The sequence below is a fragment of the Streptomyces sp. NPDC041796 genome (genome assembly GCF_055590785.1).
Window position 1 is genome coordinate 287862 of sequence record NZ_JBVJAH010000007.1, and the last position, 15857, is coordinate 303718.

A 15857-nucleotide genomic window follows, 5' to 3' on the forward strand; every position below is an offset into this window, starting at 1 on the left:
CCGACCTGCGGTTTTCAATGGTCCGCACCATGTCTTTGCTCCGTGCCCTGCTCAGCACCGCCCGTGTGGTCCGGCACGCCCCGCAGCTCGCGGACGGGTTGCCGCCGGACCACGCGGTGCTGCTCGACGCGCCGGACGAGCGGCTCGCTCCGGCGCTGGTCGCCGCCGCGCTCGGGGACCACGAACCAGCCGCGAAACTGCTGGCCACCACGCGCGGGGCCGCCGAGTGGGAGAGCCGTGACCGCTACGTCACGCGACTGGCCGCCTTCGCCCACAACCGGGACGAGTGGCTCGCGGGCTGGCTGGCGGCCACACCCCACGACCCCGACGCGCTGCTGGTGAAGGCCGAGGTGGCGGTCCGCAAGGCGTGGGAGTGCCCGGCGCGGGGCGAGCGGCTGCGCGAGCTGGGGCCACTGATCGACGCGGCGGCCGAGGCCGCGCCGCGCGACCCGGTGCCCTGGCGTCTGGCGCTGGACCACGCACGCGGTACGCGGGCCACGCACACGGCGTTCGAGGCGCTGTGGGAGCAGGCCGTACGCCGTGCACCGCACCACTACGGGTGCCATGTGGCGGCGTTGAAGTACCTGTCGGCCCAGCGGCGCGGCTCGCACCACGAGTGCTTCGACTTCGCCGAACAGGCCGCCGCCGACGCGCTGCCGGGCTCCTTGATAAGGGCACTGCCGGTACGGGCGGCGTTCGCCCAGCAGCTGGGGGCGGGTGACGCCCACTGCGTACCGCAGGACCGGATCGACTCGGCGGCGGACCTGGCGATCGAGCTCTCGGGGCGGTACGCGGTGGCCGACCCGTGGCCGGCCGAGGTGCGCAACGTCCTCGTGTACGTGCTGACGGGGCGGGAGCGATGGGCCGCCGCGCTGGACCAGTTCCGGCTGATCGGCCCGTACGCGACGTCGTTTCCGTGGTCGTCGGTGAGCGAGGATCCGCTGGGCCGGTTCCTCGACGCGCGCGACGGCGTGCGCCTCGAAGTGGCCTCGGCCGTCCCGCAGCGCGGACGGGCCGGACGCGGCCGTTCGGGCGGCCATTACGCTTAGCCGCTGTGACCACCGCTCGCCTGCCACTCTTCCCGCTGAACGCGGTGCTGTTCCCGGGCCTCGTGCTGCCCCTGAACGTCTTCGAGGAGCGCTATCGCGCCATGATGCGAGAGCTGCTGAAGACCGACGAGTCGGAGCCGCGCCGCTTCGCCGTCGTGGCGATCCGCGACGGGCGTGAGGTCGCGCCCACCGCCCCCGGGCTGCCCGACCAGACGGCGCTGCCCGAGAAGGGCCCCGCCGCGGGTTTCGGGCCGGACCCGATCCAGGCGTTCCACCGGGTCGGGTGCATCGCCGACGCGGCGACCATCCGCGAGCGGGAGAACGGCAGCTTCGAGGTCCTGGCGACCGGTACGAGGCGGGTGAAGCTGCTGTCGGTCGACGCGACCGGACCGTTCCTCACGGCGGAGCTGGAGGAGCTGGAGGAGGAGCAGGGCGACGGGGCCGGGGCGCTCGCCGAGGGAGTGCTGCGGGCGTTCCGCGCCTACCAGAAGCGGCTCGCGGGAGCCCGGGAGCGGTCCATGACGGCGAGTCAGGAACTGCCGGACGAGCCGTCGGTCGTGTCGTACCTGGTGGCCGCGGCGGCCGTGCTCGACACCCCGGCCAAGCAGCGGCTCCTCCAGGCGCCGGACACGGCGACCCGGCTGCGCGAGGAGCTGCACCTGCTGCGTGCGGAGACGGCCGTGCTGCGGCACCTGCCGTCGCTGCCGGCGGTGGAACTGACCCGGGCACCGACGAGCCCGAACTGATCCGGGGGACGACATGGCGAAGAAGCCGAAGAAGCAATCGGGCGGTACCCCGGCGACGGTGGCCCTCACGACCGCGGGCACACCCTTCACGCTGCACGCGTACGACCACGACCCCGCCTCCCCCTCGTACGGCGAGGAGGCCGCGGAGGCCCTCGGGGTCTCTCCCGACCGGGTCTTCAAGACCCTGGTCGCCGACGTCGACGGCGCCCTGACGGTCGCCGTCGTCCCGGTCGCGGGACAGCTGGACCTGAAGGCCCTCGCGGCGGCGGTGGGCGGCAAGCGCGCGACGATGGCCGACCCGGCGGCGGCGGAACGCACGACGGGGTACGTCCGCGGCGGCATCTCCCCGCTGGGCCAGCGCAAACGGCTGCCCACGGTGCTGGACGCGTCGGCGTCCGAGCACGCCACGATCTGCGTCTCGGCGGGGCGCCGGGGCCTGGAGGTCGAGCTGGCCCCGGCGGACCTGGCGACGCTCACGGACGCGGTGGTGGCGCCGATCGGCCGCGCGTGACCCCTCGACGGCGGTCCCGTCCTCGGCTACGACCGTAGGGACGCCGTCGGAAGGGGACCGCCCATGTCGAAGAGGACCCGCAAACGGAAGTGGCGCATCCGCAAGCACCGCGCCAACCACGGCCGCCGCCCCTCCTGACGGGGGCTCCCGCCCCCACACCCCCAGAACGGAGGCTCTCACGCGCGTCCCGGGCACACCGAGGCCGGCGCCGGGCGCTGCGGGCCCACCCTGGCCCGCGCCCGGGCCGTCCGACGGAGCCGGCGGCGGGGGAACTCGGCGCGGTCGACCGGACGGATGGGGCCGGGTGAGCCGGGGCCCGCGGGAGCCAGGGCCGGGGCCGGATGAGCAGGGGGCCGGAGCGCGGGTGAGCCAGGGGCCAGCCGCCTGCGTGAGCCGGGGCCGAAGGGGCCGGGGGCCCCGGGCGCCGCGTGAGCCGGGCCCGCGTGAGCCGGGGCTCGGGGGCGGCAGCCCCGGCGCCGTCAGGCGCGGCCGTCCTGTGCGGGTGGCGGGGGCAGGGGGGCGTCCCAGTCGGGCTCCGGGTCGCGGGGGCCGAAGAGGGCCGTGAGCGCCAGGTGGACGAGCATCGCGGCCACCGGCCACGCCAGGATCGCCCCATGGGCCTTGAGCTCCAGCGGCGCGTCGAACGTGACGCCCGCGCCGACCGCCCGGGCGTGCTCCGCCACGTCGTGCGCCGGGCCGAGCAGCGTACCGACGCCCCAGCCGAGGAGCGAGGCGAGCAGGCCGCCCAGCGCGAGGCCCACCACGACCGCGATGCCTCCGTGCCGGTGGAACCAGAAGACGACCGCCGCACTGAGCGCTCCGAGGCCGAGCGCCAGCAGGGCGAACGTGCCGTCGGCGCCGACCGCGCCCTCGCCCTCCGTCTGCTTGAGGAACACGGCCTTGCCGTCCGAGACCAGCGGGATCCGCGGCGCCAGCCACAGCCACAGCAGCCCGAGGGCCACACCCGCGAGGGTCACCAGGAGCAGCACCACGAGACCCTGACGTACTTCCGTGGCCACGTCCGGCGTGTCGTCCGTGCCCTTGTGGGCGGCGGGATACGGCGGCGGCCATGCGGCATCGTGCGCGTCGTGCGGGGAAGGCCGGTGCGGCGGAGTCAGCGGTGCGGTCACCCTGCCATCGTGCCAGGCGTCCCGGCGCGGTGCCTCACCGGACCGCCGCCCGCCGGTACGCCCACGTCGCGACGGCCAGCGAGGCGACACCGACCCCCGCGCACACGGCGAGGTCCAGCCCCACCGCCGCCCAGTCGGGCCGGGCGTCGAATGTCCGGGCGAAGGCCTCCACCCCGTACGTCGACGGCAGCAGGTCCCGGGCCCACCCGATGGGCTCGGGCAGCCGGTCCGCCGGCAGCACGCCCAGCAGCAGGGCGGCCGACATGCCGAGCTGCCCCAGCAGGGTGGCGAGCTCCTGGCGCGGCGCGAGCAGCCCCAGCGCCGCGCCGAGCCCGGCGAGAGCGGCCCCCGCGAGCGGGACGACGGCCGCGAGGATCCACAGGTGCGTCAGCGGCAGCTGGAAGAGGACCGAGCCGGCGACCGCGGTCACGATCGTCCCCGGCACGGTGAAGGAGGCGTACGCTCCGGCCGCGCCGAGTACCACCGCCGCGGGGGGCACCGGCAGCGTGGCGTAGTGGTCGAGTCCGCCGCTCGCCCGCAGTTGCCCGAAGTACTGGGCGAGGAGGTTGAGCGCGACGAAGGCGACGACGAGGACCGACGAACCGGCGACGACGGCCCGTGCTTCCGCGCCTCCGTCGACGACCCCCCGCATCAGCACCATGATCCCGACGGACTGGAAGGTGGCCACGAACAGCAGCGGGATACGGGCCACCCGGGCACGCGAGAGCTGCGCCCGGTACACGGCGGCGAGCGCGGGCAGCAGCCGCGCCCGGGGCGCGAGCGGCGCGGCGTCACGCGAGGCGGAGTCGTCGGCCTGCGCGGCCACGACCGCGCCGGACGACAGCGCGGCCTGTGCGGGCACGATGCTCAACGGATACTCCTGTTCATGCCTTGACCAGGCCCTTCGTCTCGCCGCCCAGCGCGAGGTACACGTCCTCCAGGCTCGGCGTGGCCAGCGTGAAGTCGTCGAGGGCCGCGAACGCCGCGCCGCCCGTCACCGCCGCGACGGCCGCCCGGGCCTCGTCCGGCGCCAGCCGCAGTACCCAGGTACGCCCCGACTCCTGCGCCGAACCGCGCAGCGCGGCCACCTCGGGAACGTCCAGCGGCGCCCGCTCGCGCCACACCAGCTCCACCCGCACCTCGCCCGCCACCCGCTCCTTGAGCCCCGCGGGGGTGTCGCAGGCGATGACCCGTCCGCGCTCCAGCACGGCGACCCGGTCCAGTACGGTCTCGGCCTCGATGACGTTGTGCGTGACGAGCAGCACCGTCGTGCCCCGCTGGGCGCGCCGACGGTCGACGGCGGCCCACACCGCCCGCCGGGCGACGGGGTCCATGCCGGTGGTCGGCTCGTCGAGGATCAGCACGGGTCGCTCCCCGACCAGCGTGGTGGCGAAACAGGCGAGCCGCCGCTGCCCCCCGGACAGCTTCTTCAGGGGGCGCCCGGCGAGCTCGGCCAGGCCCAGCTCGTCGAGGACGGCGTCCCGCTCCGCCCGGGCGTCCCGGGCCGTGAGGCCGCGCAGTCGTCCGGTGGTCTCGGCGGCGAGCGCGACGGTCAGCTCGTCGAGCGCGGTGGACTCCTGGCCGAGGTAGCCGATGAGGCGGGAGGCGCGCTCGGGGTGGCGCACGAGGTCGTGGCCGAGCATCTCGACGGCGCCGGAATCGGGCCGCATCAGGCCGGTCAGCTGGCGTACGAGGGTGGACTTGCCGGCGCCGTTGGGGCCGAGCAGGCCGAAGATCTCGCCGCCGCGCACGTCCAGGGACACCCCGTCGGTGGCGCGCACCTCGGGTGTCGCGGGCCGCCCGCGCCGCCCGCGCGTGGCGGGGTACGTCTTGACCAGCTCCCGCACCACGCACACCGTACTCACGAGGGATGAGCCTAAAGGGTCGCCCTGCCCTATTCGCCCACGGGGGCGTGCTCGGCCGCCGCCCGTACGTCGATCTCGCGCCAGAACCCGGCCCTGATCGCATACCGGTCGTGCTCGTCGATCTGGTCGTCCTTGTGTGCGAGCAGCCCGAACCGTGCCGCGTACCGAAGCAGTTCGCCGTCGATGCGGTGCGGGATGCGCGGGTACATGGTGGACAGTTTCTGTACGTGGGCGGGGTCGGGGAGCCGTTCCATCCAGCGCCGGGCGAAGACCTGGCCGACCTCGAAGGGGTCGCCGCCGACCGTGGTGATGTCCTCCTCCCGGTCGGCCCAGCGCTGCTCGGCGCTGGTCAGCTGGGCGAGGGTGGGCAGCGAGGCGGTCTCGGGCGGTTCGCCGACCGTGCCGCCGGGGCGGTCGACCCAGCCGCGGTCGGAGGACCAGCGGAGGGTGGCGTTCGCGGGCTGGGCCGCTGCCGGGCCGCCGGCGGTCTGGGGGCCGGGGGCGCGCAGGGCGGCCAGGTCCTTGGGGGTGGGGACGCCGCCCTTGGTGGCCCCGGCGGGGGCGGGTGCGCCGGGCGCGTCGGCGGAGGCGCCCTGGCCGCGGGGCACGCCGTTGACGGGCGTCCCATTGACGGGCGGGGTGCCGTTCACGGACGAGGGCGCGCCGTTGACCCCGGCTGCGGCCGCGGCCGCGGCGGCTTCGGCGGCGCGCTCGGCTGAGGCGGCGAGCGCCGACTCGGGCAGCGGGGCGGAGAGGATCGCCGCGATCTCGGGGCGGGGCGCCGGCTGGGGCGAGCAGGGGCCGGTGAGCTCCTTGGCCCGGACGGCCCGGGTGATCCATTCGCGGTCCAGAACCCTGCGTTCGTCGGCCTCGGCGACCAGGTCCTCGGACTGGTTGTAGTCGCCGTCGGCGGCCTGGACGGCCCAGAGGTGGACGGCGACGCCGTGTTCCTTGGCGGACATCAGGCCGGGCAGCAGATCGCCGTCGCCGGTGACGAGCACGATGTCGGAGCAGGCGCGGTTGCGGGCGAGCTCGGTGAGTTCGGCGTGCATGGCCGCGTCGACGCCCTTCTGGGCCCAGCGGCCGTCGCTGCGGGTCAGGGCGCCCAGCCGGACGGTGACCCGCGGCATCACGCGCAGCCTGCGGTGTTCCGGCTGGGGCACGCGGTCGGGGGCGCCGTCGAACCAGTAGATCCGGAGGAGGGGCTGCTGGGTGTCGGCCTCTGCGCGCTCGCGGAGGCCCTGGATGAGGGCGGTGTGGTCGACGGTGATCCGGGAACGGGCCGGTTCTCCGGCGAGAAGGCTGGCGGCGGCTCCCAGCAGGTAGCCGGCGTCCACCAGAACGACGCAGCGGTCCACGTGTTCCACCCTCTTTCGGGAACCTCGGGATCGGAAGTTGCTTCGGGTTTCCTTCGAGTCTGCCCGACTGCCGGGGGGTTAACGGCCGGAACTCGATCATCGGCGTGGCGGATCGCCCCAAGCCCCGGTGACGGCAGCCGACTACCGTCCGCAATGATCCAAAATGCGCGTGTTATCCGCGTATGTGAGTCTGGCAGCGGCCCTGGCCCCTACACCCCACGGAGGCATCACCATGGCCAAGAACAAGAAGTCGGAGCGAAGTCAGCAGAAGGCGTCGCCGGCGGAGCGCGGCGCGCAGCAGGCGAAGGCCTCCTCGATGGAGGCTCAGGCCGAGCACCGCATCTCGCAGGTCACGCCCGCCGATGTCGCGGGCAAGGGACGGCAGAAGAGGTTCGGCCACAACTGAGGCCACGACCGACTCCCGCGTATGCCGGAAGGGGCGCACCCGTGACGACGGGCGCGCCCCTTCCGCGCGTACGGGGGCGGGCTCGGCCCGTACGGCACGGCACCGGTCGGCGGTGCGCAGCCGCCCGTGGGGCCGGGCCGCCGGTCAGCCGGCCAGGCAGGACGGGCCGAGCAGCACCTTGAGGTCACCGAAGAGCGCCGGGTCGGGCTGGACGCGGTGCCGGTCGAGCCGGAGCACGGTGGTCGACCGCGGGCCCTGGAGCTTGATCCGTACTTCCGTGTTGCCCTTGTGGTGGCTGAGGATCTCGCCGAGGCGGCTGACCATCGGCGGGGTCACCTTCACGGTCGGGATGGTGAGCACGACGGGCGCGTTGGTACCGGCCGACGAGAGGTCGGGGACCATCAGTTCCATGGCGACCAGCCGGGGCACGTCCTCCCGCTTGTCGAGGCGGCCCTTGACGAAGACGACGGTGTCCTCGACGAGCTGGGTGGACACCAGCTGGTAGGTCGCCGGGAAGAACATGCACTCGATGGAGCCGGCCAGGTCCTCGACGGTGGCGATCGCCCAGGCGTTGCCCTGCTTGGTCATCTTCCGCTGGAGGCCGGAGATGATGCCGCCGATGGTGACGACCGCGCCGTCCGCGTGCTCGCCGCCGGTGAGCTGGGAGATCGCCGCGTCGGTCTTGTCCGACAGGACGTGCTCGATGCCGAAGAGCGGGTGGTCGGAGACGTAGAGGCCGAGCATCTCGCGCTCCTGCGCGAGGAGGTAGGACTTCTCCCACTCGACGTCGGAGAATTCGACGTCCAGTCCGAAGCCCGGCTCGTCGCTGGTCTCCTCCCCCATGCCGCCGAAGAGGTCGAACTGCCCCTCGGCCTCCTTGCGCTTGACCGCGACCACGTTGTCGATCATCGGCTCGTGGTGGGCGACCAGGCCCTTGCGGGTGTGGCCCATCTCGTCGAAGGCGCCGGCCTTGATGAGCGATTCGATGGTGCGCTTGTTGCAGACGACCGCCTCGACCTTGTCGAGGAAGTCCGGGAAGGAGGTGTACTTCCCCTTCGCCTTGCGGCACCGGATGATCGACTCCACGACGTTGGTGCCGACGTTCCGCACGGCGGACAGGCCGAAGAGGATGACGTCGTCACCCTGGGCGGCGAAGTTCGACTCGGACTCGTTGACGTTCGGCGGGAGCACCTTGATGCCCATGCGCCGGCACTCGTTCAGGTAGACGGCCGACTTGTCCTTGTCGTCCTTGACCGAGGTGAGCAGGGCCGCCATGTACTCGGCGGGGTGGTTGGCCTTGAGGTAGGCCGTCCAGTAGGAGACGAGTCCGTACGCGGCGGAGTGCGCCTTGTTGAAGGCGTAGCCGGCGAAGGGGACCAGGACGTCCCACAGGGCCTGGATCGCCTCGTCGCTGTAGCCCTTCTTCTTCGCACCCTCCTGGAAGAGGACGAAGTTCTTCGCCAGCTCCTCGGGCTTCTTCTTGCCCATGACGCGGCGGAGGATGTCGGCCTCGCCGAGCGAGTACCCGGCGATGATCTGTGCGGCCTTCTGGACCTGCTCCTGGTAGACGATCAGGCCGTAGGTGACGCCCAGGACCTCCTTGAGCGGCTCCTCCAGCTCCGGGTGGATCGGGGTGATCTCCTGCTGGCCGTTCTTGCGGAGCGCGTAGTTGGTGTGCGAGTTCATGCCCATCGGGCCCGGCCGGTAGAGGGCCGAGACGGCGGAGATGTCCTCGAAGTTGTCGGGCTTCATCAGCCGCAGCAGGGACCGCATGGGTCCGCCGTCGAACTGGAAGACGCCGAGGGTGTCACCGCGCTGGAGCAGTTCGAAGGTCGTCGGGTCGTCGAGGGGCAGGCTCAGGAGATCGATGTCGATCCCCTTGTTGGCCTTCACCATCTTGACGGCGTCGTCCATGATCGTCAGGTTGCGCAGGCCCAGGAAGTCCATCTTCAGCAGGCCGAGCGACTCGCAGCTCGGGTAGTCCCACTGCGTGATGGTGACGCCGTCGGTGTGCCTGACCCAGACGGGGACGTGGTCGACGATGGGCTCGCTGGACATGATCACGCCGGCGGCGTGCACGCCCATCTGCCGGACCAGGCCCTCGACGCCGCGCGCGGTGTCGATGACCTTCTTCACGTCCGGCTCGTTCTCGTACATCCCGCGGACCTCGCCGGCCTCGCTGTAGCGCGGGTGGGAGGGGTCGGTGATTCCGGAGAGCGGGATGCCCTTGCCGAGGACGTCGGCGGGCATGGCCTTGGTGATGCGGTCGCCCATCGCGTACGGGTAGCCCAGCACGCGCGCCGAGTCCTTGATCGCGTTCTTCGCCTTGATCGTGCCGTACGTGCCGATCATGGCGACCTTGTCCTCGCCGTACTTCTCGGTCACGTACCTGATCACCTCGACGCGCCTGCGCTCGTCGAAGTCGATGTCGACATCGGGCATGGACACGCGCTCGGGGTTGAGGAAGCGCTCGAAGATCAGGCCGTGCGGGATCGGGTCGAGGTCGGTGATGCCCAGCGCGTACGCCACGATCGAGCCGGCCGCGGAGCCTCGGCCGGGGCCCACCGCGATGCCCTGGTTCTTGGCCCACATGATGAAGTCGGCGACGACGAGGAAGTACCCCGGGAACCCCATCTGGATGATGACGTCCATCTCGTACTCGACCTGCTGCTGCCGGTCCTCGGGGATGCCGCCGGGGAAGCGGCGGTGCATGCCGCGCTGGACTTCCTCCTTGAACCAGCTGACCTCGGTGTGACCCTCGGGGATGTCGAACTTCGGCATGAGGTCGCGCTTCTCGAACATGCCGGCGGTGTCGATCTGCTCGGCGACCAGGAGCGTGTTGGCGCACCCCTCCTGCCAGGCGTCCGAGGAGTCGATGGCGTACATCTCGTCCGTGGACTTCAGGTAGTAGCCGGTGCCGTCGAACTTGAAGCGGTCGGGGTCGGAGAGGTTCTTGCCGGTCTGGATGCACAGCAGCGCGTCGTGGGCGGAGGCCTCGTGCGCGTAGGTGTAGTGCGAGTCGTTGGTCACCAGGGGCGGGATGCCGAGCTTCTTGCCGATCTCCAGCAGCCCGTCGCGGACCCGGCGCTCGATCTCGATGCCGTGGTCCATCAGCTCCAGGAAGTACCGGTCCTTGCCGAAGATGTCCTGGTACTCGGAGGCCGACTTCAGCGCCTCGTCGAACTGGCCGAGGCGCAGCCGGGTCTGCAGCTCGCCCGAGGGGCAGCCGGTGGAGGCGATCAGCCCCTCCGACCACTGGGCGATGGTCTCCTTGTCCATACGCGGCCACTTCTGCAGCCAGCCCTCCTTGTACGCGTCGGAGGAGAGCCGGAACAGGTTGTGCAGACCCGTGGCGTTCGCCGCCCAGATCGTCTTGTGGGTGTAACCACCCGAACCGGAGACGTCGTCCCGCTTCTGGTGCGGCTGGCCCCACTGGACCTTGCGCTTGTTGCGGCGCGACTCGGGGGCGACGTACGCCTCGATCCCGATGATCGGCGTGACCCCCGCCTTCTTCGCCGTGTGGAAGAAGTCGTACGCCCCGTGGAGGTTGCCGTGGTCCGACATCGCGATGTGCGTCATGCCCATCTCGTTGCAGGCGTTGAACATGTCTTTCAGCCGCGCGGCACCGTCCAGCAGCGAATACTGGGTGTGCACGTGAAGGTGCGTGAACGGCGGCTTCGACACGGCTGCTGCCTCCGGGGGTCGGGGATGGGGGACAGCTCGGAAGTCTACGTCGCCCCACTGACAGCGACCGGGCACCCGCGAGTACGGTCGCGCGTTGAGACGGACGGAACACCTGTCCGTTTTGTTGTGTACGAAGCCCCGCACGTCCGTACCAGGAGGCACCCCGAGATGTCGGTCCCCCAGCCCACCGCCGAGGAACGCGGTGAGCAGATCCTCTCCGTCTTCGGCACCGCCTTCGGCGAGCTCCTGGCCGCCGACCCGGCCGCCTTCCGGGTCAAGTTCCGGAAGATGGCCGGCTCGGCCTTCGCCTTCTACCGGGGCACGGCCTGCCTCTTCTACGCCGACCTCGACCAGGAGCAGCACGGCGGCCCGTACCTGGACGAGCGGACCGGCCGGGTGTGGATCCACGGCGACCTGCACGCCGAGAACTTCGGCACGTACATGGACGCCAACGGACGGCTGATCTTCAACGTCAACGACTTCGACGAGGCGTACGTCGGACCCTTCACCTGGGACCTGAAGCGCCTGTCGGCGTCCCTGGCGCTGATCGGGTACGGCAAGGCGCTCAGCGACGACCAGATCACCGAGCTGGTGAGGATCTGCGCCGCCGCCTACCGGGAGCGGATCCACGCACTGGCGAAGGGGGCCGAGAACGACGACGTCCCGCCCTTCACCCTGGACACGGCCGAGGGCCCGCTGCTGGACGCGCTGCGCGACGCCCGGTCGCTGACCCGTTTCGGCCTGCTGGAGTCGATGACGGAGATCCGGGACTTCGAGCGCCGCTTCTCGGCCGGTGGCGGGGCGATCGAGCTGGACGCGGCGACCCGCTACAAGGTCCTGGCGGCGTTCGACGGCTACCTGGAGACGCTGCCGGAGTCGAGCCTGGCCCGGCCCGATTCGTACCGCGTCAAGGACGTGGTGGGGCGGCGCGGCATCGGAATCGGGTCGGCCGGGCTGCCCTCGTACAACATCCTCCTCGAGGGCAACAGCGACGCCCTCGAGAACGACGTCGTGATCTACATGAAGCAGGCGCAGACCCCGGCGGTCTCCCGGCATGTGACCGACCCGGCTGTGCGTGAGTACTTCCAGCACGAGGGGCACCGCACGGTCATCTCGCAGCGGGCGCTCCAGGACCACGCCGACCCGTGGCTGGGCTGGACGGAGCTGGACGGAGCCGGGCAGCTGGTCGCGGAGGTCTCGCCGTACGCGGTGGACCTGGACTGGTCGGACATCGACGACCCGGAGGAGATCGCCGCCACCGTCGCCGACCTGGGCCGGGCGACGGCCACCATGCACGCGGCGGCGGACGACGAGAGCGGGCACTCCCTGGTGCCGTTCTCCACGGAGCGGGCCATCGACGCGGCGATCGCGGCGGACGAGGAGGGCTTCGCGGAGCTGCTGGTGGAATTCGCGCACAGCTACGGCGCCCGGGCCCGGGCGGACCACCAGATCTTCGTCGACCTGTTCCGCAACGGCCGCATTCCCGGCCTCCAGGGCCTGTCTTGGAACGGCCGCGGAGGCCGGATCCTTTAGGGACTGCTTACAGGAAGGCGTGGCACACTCTCGGGCGATGGACGACATATCGGGGACCCGGCTCAGGTGGCTGCGGGCGGCGTTCTTCACGGCACTGGTCGTGACGCTGTCCGTGGCCTCCCATGTGCTGCTGTCGGGGGTTCCGCTGCCGGCCGCGACCGTCGTCGGTGTCGCGGCCGGGGTCTTCGGCGTCGCGTACGCGCTGGCCGGCGCCGAGCGCGGCTTCTGGAGCATCGCGGGGCTCCTCGTCCCGCTGGAGCTGGCCGCCGACACCGTGTTCACCACGGGACAGCACGTCTGTTACGGCCCGGCGGGCGGCCCCGTGGCGGGGTCGCTGCGGTCGGTGGGCGTCGATGTGCTGTGCGGTGGCGCGGTGGGTGACCCGCTGCCGGGTGTGGCCGCCCCCGAGGGCGGTGCCGCCGCCCTGCTCCGCTCCCCCGACCCGGCGCTGCCCTGGCTGCTGCTGGCCGCGCACATCGCGGTCGGGCTGATCGCCTCGGCCTGGTTGCGGCGGGGCGAGAGCGCGCTGGCCGGGCTGGTGCGGTCGGCGGCCGCCTTCGCTTTCCGGCCGCTGCTGCTGGTGGTCGCCGTGGCCGGTGCGGCGTGCCCGGCCGTACGGCGCGGACCCCGGCCGGCGGGCCGGCCGCGGCCGTCCCGTACCCGTCTTCTCGTGCACTCCGTGGGACGGCGTGGACCGCCGTGCCGGCCGGCCCTCGCGGCCTGAGCACCGCAGTCCCCACCCTTACGCACGGATTTCCCACGGAGAACACCACCATGAGTGCACGCAACAGCCAGGCCAACAAGGCGGCGGCCCGCGAGCGGCTGCGCCAGGAGCGCGAGCGCCAGGCCAAGAAGGACAAGGTCCGCCGGCAGATCACCGTCGCCGTATCGGCCGTCGCCGTCCTGGCGCTGGCCGGCGGTGTCGGCTACGCCGTGATGCAGGCGAACAAGCCCTCCCACTGGGAGGCGGCGAAGGACCGGAAGGACGTCACCGCGCCGAAGAACACCTCGGGCGAGAACGGCACCACCCTCGTCATCGGCAAGCCGGCCGCGAAGAAGACGCTGGAGCTGTACGAGGACTCCCGCTGCCCGATCTGCGCGACGTTCGAGCAGGGCGTGGGCGAGCAGATCGAGAAGGACGTCGCCGCCGGCAAGTACCGGCTCAAGTACGTCGGCGCCACGTTCCTCGACGGCGACTCCCTCGCCGACGGCCGCGTCGGCGCGAACGGCGAAGGTTCGAAGAACGCGCTGTCCGCGCTGGGCGCCGCCCTCAATGTCAGCCCCGAGGCGTTCCTGGACTACAAGGCGGCGCTCTACTCGGCGAAGTACCACCCCGCGGAAAATCAGGACAAGTTCGCCAAGGACGCCTACCTCCTGGAGATCGCCGAGACCGTCCCGGCCCTGAAGAGCAACGCCGCGTTCAAGAAGGACGTCGAAGAGGGCACCTTCGACGCCTGGGCCCTCAAGATGTCCGAGACCTTCGACAAGAGCGGGGTGAAGGGCACCCCCACGCTGAAGATGGACGGCAAGCCCGTCACCGACGCACGGGGCAACGCCCCCATGACCCCGGCCGACTTCACGGCCGCCATGGACAAGGCGCTCAAGGGGTAACTCCGGGGCGAGCAGGGCATGGCTTTCGGCCAACAGGCGGGCGAACTCGGGGGAGTTCGCCCGCCGCCTGCTCTACCGCTCAGTAATCTGTGCGGCCGTGACCAGTCGTTTTCTCTCCACTCCCAGCCGCCGCACGGTCGTCAAGGCCGCTGCCGCCACCGCTGTCGCCGCTCCCGTCCTGGCCTCCGCGCCGCCCGCCGCGGCGGACGTTCAGGCCCCCGCGTTCCTCCATGGAGTCGCCTCCGGTGACCCGCTGCCCGACGGCGTCCTGCTGTGGACGCGTGTGACGCCGTCGCCCGACGCCCTTCCCGGATCCGGCAAGGGCCCGGACACCGAGGTGAGATGGGAGGTCTCCGAGGACAGAGCCTTCTCGCGGATCGTGGCGCGGGGCGCGGTCACCGCGACCGCCGCCTCCGACCACACCGTCAAGGTCGATGTAAGGGGCCTTCGCCAGGAGACCGTCCATTACTTCCGTTTCGCCGCCGGTACGGACGCATCGACGGTCGTCTCCCCCGTCGGCCGGACCCGCACCACCCCGGCCGCCGACGCCACGACGGCCGGTGTCCGCTTCGGCGTGGTCTCCTGCGCCAACTGGGAGGCCGGCCACTTCTCCGCGTACCGCCACCTCGCCGCGCGGGCCGACCTGGATGCGATCCTCCACCTCGGTGACTACATCTACGAGTACGAGACGGGCGGCTACCCCAAGCCGGACTACGTCGTACGGCAGCACGAGCCGAAGCACGAGATCGTCACGCTCGCCGACTACCGCCTGCGGCACGCCACCTACAAGACGGACGCCGACCTCCAGGCGCTGCACGCCGCCCACCCGGTGATCGCCATATGGGACGACCACGAGTTCGCCGACGACACCTGGTCGGGCGGTGCGGACAACCACGCCCCGGGCGCCGAGGGCGACTGGGCGGCCCGTGCGGCGGCCGCGAAGCAGGCGTACTTCGAGTGGATGCCGGTCCGCGCCTCCACCGAGGGCACGGTCTACCGCCGGCTGCGCTTCGGCAAGCTGGCCGACCTGCACCTGCTGGACCTCCGCTCGTTCCGCTCGCAGCAGGCCTCGACGGGCAGCGGCCAGGTCGACGACCCGGACCGTACGCTCACCGGCCGCGCCCAACTGGACTGGCTCAAGGCGGGGCTGGCGTCCTCCGACGCGGCCTGGCGGCTGGTCGGCACCTCGGTGATGATCTCGCCGGTCGCCTTCGGCTCCCTGCCGACGCACCTGCTGGGGCCGGTCGCGGAGCTGCTCGGGCTGCCCAAGGGCGGGCTGGCGATCAACGTGGACCAGTGGGACGGCTACACGGACGACCGCCGGGAGCTGCTCGCGCACCTGACGGACCGGTCCATCACCAACACCGTGTTCCTGACCGGTGACATCCACATGGCGTGGGCCAACGACGTACCGGTGAAGGCGGCCACCTACCCGGTCTCGCGGTCGGCGGCGACCGAGTTCGTGGTGACGTCGGTGACCTCGGACAACCTGGACGACATACTCCACGTCGCACCGGGCACGGCCTCGCTGGTCGCGGCGACGGCCATCAGGGGCGCCAACCGCCATGTGAAGTGGGTGGACATGGACAACCACGGCTACGGCGTCCTCGACGTCACCCCGCAGCGGTCGCAGATGGACTACTACACCGTCTCCGACAAGACGAAGCCGGACGCCTCTTCGGCCTGGATCCGCTCGTATCGGACACTCAGTGGAACGCAGAAGGTCGAGCGGGTGTACACCCCGGTGCACTGACGGTCCCTCAGCGATGATTTTCAGCCAAATCTGATCCTGTTAACAGGAGATCACAGAGGCGTGGCGGGCGGCGTGTTCCGGAGATCGAATCCGGACACACCGCCCGCCTTGGGTTCCGGGACCGTTACATGGACATCTCGAAGTCTGGGACGGACCGCAGGATTTCCCCCTGATGTCTTCAAATACTCAACGATTGATTGGGCTTGTTCAA

At 71.6% G+C, this 15857-nt stretch carries 14 protein-coding genes; 9 read left to right on the forward strand and 5 right to left on the reverse strand.

Features of this window, described 5'->3' with window-relative positions; translation table 11 throughout:
- Nucleotides 1-17: 17 nt before the first annotated feature.
- From ACZ6C1_RS16850 to ACZ6C1_RS16865, 4 genes are all read left to right on the forward strand, one after another.
- Nucleotides 18-1049: a hypothetical protein gene (locus tag ACZ6C1_RS16850; RefSeq protein ID WP_469241697.1), complete on the forward strand. Its 1032-nt coding sequence runs from the start codon at nt 18-20 to the stop codon at nt 1047-1049.
- Nucleotides 1050-1054: 5 nt separating this feature from the next.
- Nucleotides 1055-1795, forward strand: a complete 741-nt coding sequence (locus ACZ6C1_RS16855) for an LON peptidase substrate-binding domain-containing protein (RefSeq protein WP_469241699.1) — start codon at nt 1055-1057, stop codon at nt 1793-1795.
- A gap of 13 nt (nt 1796-1808) precedes the next feature.
- On the forward strand, nt 1809-2306 hold the full coding sequence (gene ybaK / locus ACZ6C1_RS16860; protein ID WP_469241701.1) for a Cys-tRNA(Pro) deacylase: 498 nt from the start codon (nt 1809-1811) through the stop codon (nt 2304-2306).
- A 63-nt stretch (nt 2307-2369) separates the two neighbouring features.
- Nucleotides 2370-2444, forward strand: coding sequence for a hypothetical protein (locus ACZ6C1_RS16865; RefSeq protein ID WP_468337005.1), 75 nt, complete (start codon nt 2370-2372; stop codon nt 2442-2444).
- A 341-nt stretch (nt 2445-2785) separates the two neighbouring features.
- Here ACZ6C1_RS16865 and ACZ6C1_RS16870 read toward each other — a convergent pair whose 3' ends face one another.
- From ACZ6C1_RS16870 to ACZ6C1_RS16885, 4 genes are read right to left on the reverse strand one after another with little or no spacing between them, the layout of a single operon-like run.
- Nucleotides 2786-3436 carry a DUF2567 domain-containing protein gene (locus tag ACZ6C1_RS16870; RefSeq protein WP_469241703.1) on the reverse strand — a complete coding sequence of 217 codons (651 nt, stop codon included), beginning with the start codon at nt 3434-3436 and terminating at the stop codon, nt 2786-2788.
- 34 nt (nt 3437-3470) lie between these two features.
- Nucleotides 3471-4307: an ABC transporter permease gene (locus ACZ6C1_RS16875; RefSeq protein WP_469241704.1), complete on the reverse strand. Its 837-nt coding sequence runs from the start codon at nt 4305-4307 to the stop codon at nt 3471-3473.
- A gap of 13 nt (nt 4308-4320) precedes the next feature.
- Nucleotides 4321-5292, reverse strand: coding sequence for an ABC transporter ATP-binding protein (locus ACZ6C1_RS16880; protein WP_469241926.1), 972 nt, complete (start codon nt 5290-5292; stop codon nt 4321-4323).
- A gap of 38 nt (nt 5293-5330) precedes the next feature.
- On the reverse strand, nt 5331-6668 hold the full coding sequence (locus ACZ6C1_RS16885; protein WP_469241706.1) for an NYN domain-containing protein: 1338 nt from the start codon (nt 6666-6668) through the stop codon (nt 5331-5333).
- A 223-nt stretch (nt 6669-6891) separates the two neighbouring features.
- Between ACZ6C1_RS16885 and ACZ6C1_RS16890 the strand changes: the two genes are divergently transcribed.
- Nucleotides 6892-7065: a hypothetical protein gene (locus ACZ6C1_RS16890; RefSeq protein ID WP_469241708.1), complete on the forward strand. Its 174-nt coding sequence runs from the start codon at nt 6892-6894 to the stop codon at nt 7063-7065.
- Between the two features lie 144 nt (nt 7066-7209).
- Here the strand turns inward: ACZ6C1_RS16890 and dnaE are convergent, their stop codons facing one another.
- Nucleotides 7210-10749 (reverse strand): DNA polymerase III subunit alpha, encoded by a 3540-nt coding sequence (gene dnaE / locus ACZ6C1_RS16895; protein ID WP_469241710.1) that lies wholly within the window; start codon nt 10747-10749, stop codon nt 7210-7212.
- A 168-nt stretch (nt 10750-10917) separates the two neighbouring features.
- Here dnaE and ACZ6C1_RS16900 point away from each other — a divergent pair, with 168 nt between their 5' ends.
- The 4 genes from ACZ6C1_RS16900 to ACZ6C1_RS16915 all read left to right on the forward strand — a co-directional run bounded on the left by ACZ6C1_RS16900 (nt 10918) and on the right by ACZ6C1_RS16915 (nt 15646).
- Nucleotides 10918-12282 (forward strand): DUF2252 domain-containing protein, encoded by a 1365-nt coding sequence (locus ACZ6C1_RS16900; RefSeq protein WP_469241712.1) that lies wholly within the window; start codon nt 10918-10920, stop codon nt 12280-12282.
- A gap of 37 nt (nt 12283-12319) precedes the next feature.
- On the forward strand, nt 12320-13006 hold the full coding sequence (locus ACZ6C1_RS16905; RefSeq protein WP_469241714.1) for a hypothetical protein: 687 nt from the start codon (nt 12320-12322) through the stop codon (nt 13004-13006).
- A 50-nt stretch (nt 13007-13056) separates the two neighbouring features.
- A complete protein-coding gene (locus ACZ6C1_RS16910; RefSeq protein ID WP_469241716.1) occupies nt 13057-13893 on the forward strand; it encodes a DsbA family protein in 837 nt (278 codons plus the stop codon).
- A gap of 97 nt (nt 13894-13990) precedes the next feature.
- Nucleotides 13991-15646 carry an alkaline phosphatase D family protein gene (locus ACZ6C1_RS16915; protein WP_469241718.1) on the forward strand — a complete coding sequence of 552 codons (1656 nt, stop codon included), beginning with the start codon at nt 13991-13993 and terminating at the stop codon, nt 15644-15646.
- The last annotated feature ends 211 nt before the right edge of the window (nt 15647-15857 follow it).

Excerpts from the sequence above, each read along its gene's own strand:
- ACZ6C1_RS16850 (WP_469241697.1), top strand. The coding sequence starts at position 18 with ATGGTCCGCACCATGTCTTTGCTCCGTGCCCTGCTCAGCACCGCCCGT.
- ybaK (WP_469241701.1), top strand. The coding sequence starts at position 1,809 with ATGGCGAAGAAGCCGAAGAAGCAATCGGGCGGTACCCCGGCGACGGTG.
- ACZ6C1_RS16890 (WP_469241708.1), top strand. The coding sequence starts at position 6,892 with ATGGCCAAGAACAAGAAGTCGGAGCGAAGTCAGCAGAAGGCGTCGCCG.
- ACZ6C1_RS16900 (WP_469241712.1), top strand. The coding sequence starts at position 10,918 with ATGTCGGTCCCCCAGCCCACCGCCGAGGAACGCGGTGAGCAGATCCTC.
- ACZ6C1_RS16905 (WP_469241714.1), top strand. The coding sequence starts at position 12,320 with ATGGACGACATATCGGGGACCCGGCTCAGGTGGCTGCGGGCGGCGTTC.
- ACZ6C1_RS16910 (WP_469241716.1), top strand. The coding sequence starts at position 13,057 with ATGAGTGCACGCAACAGCCAGGCCAACAAGGCGGCGGCCCGCGAGCGG.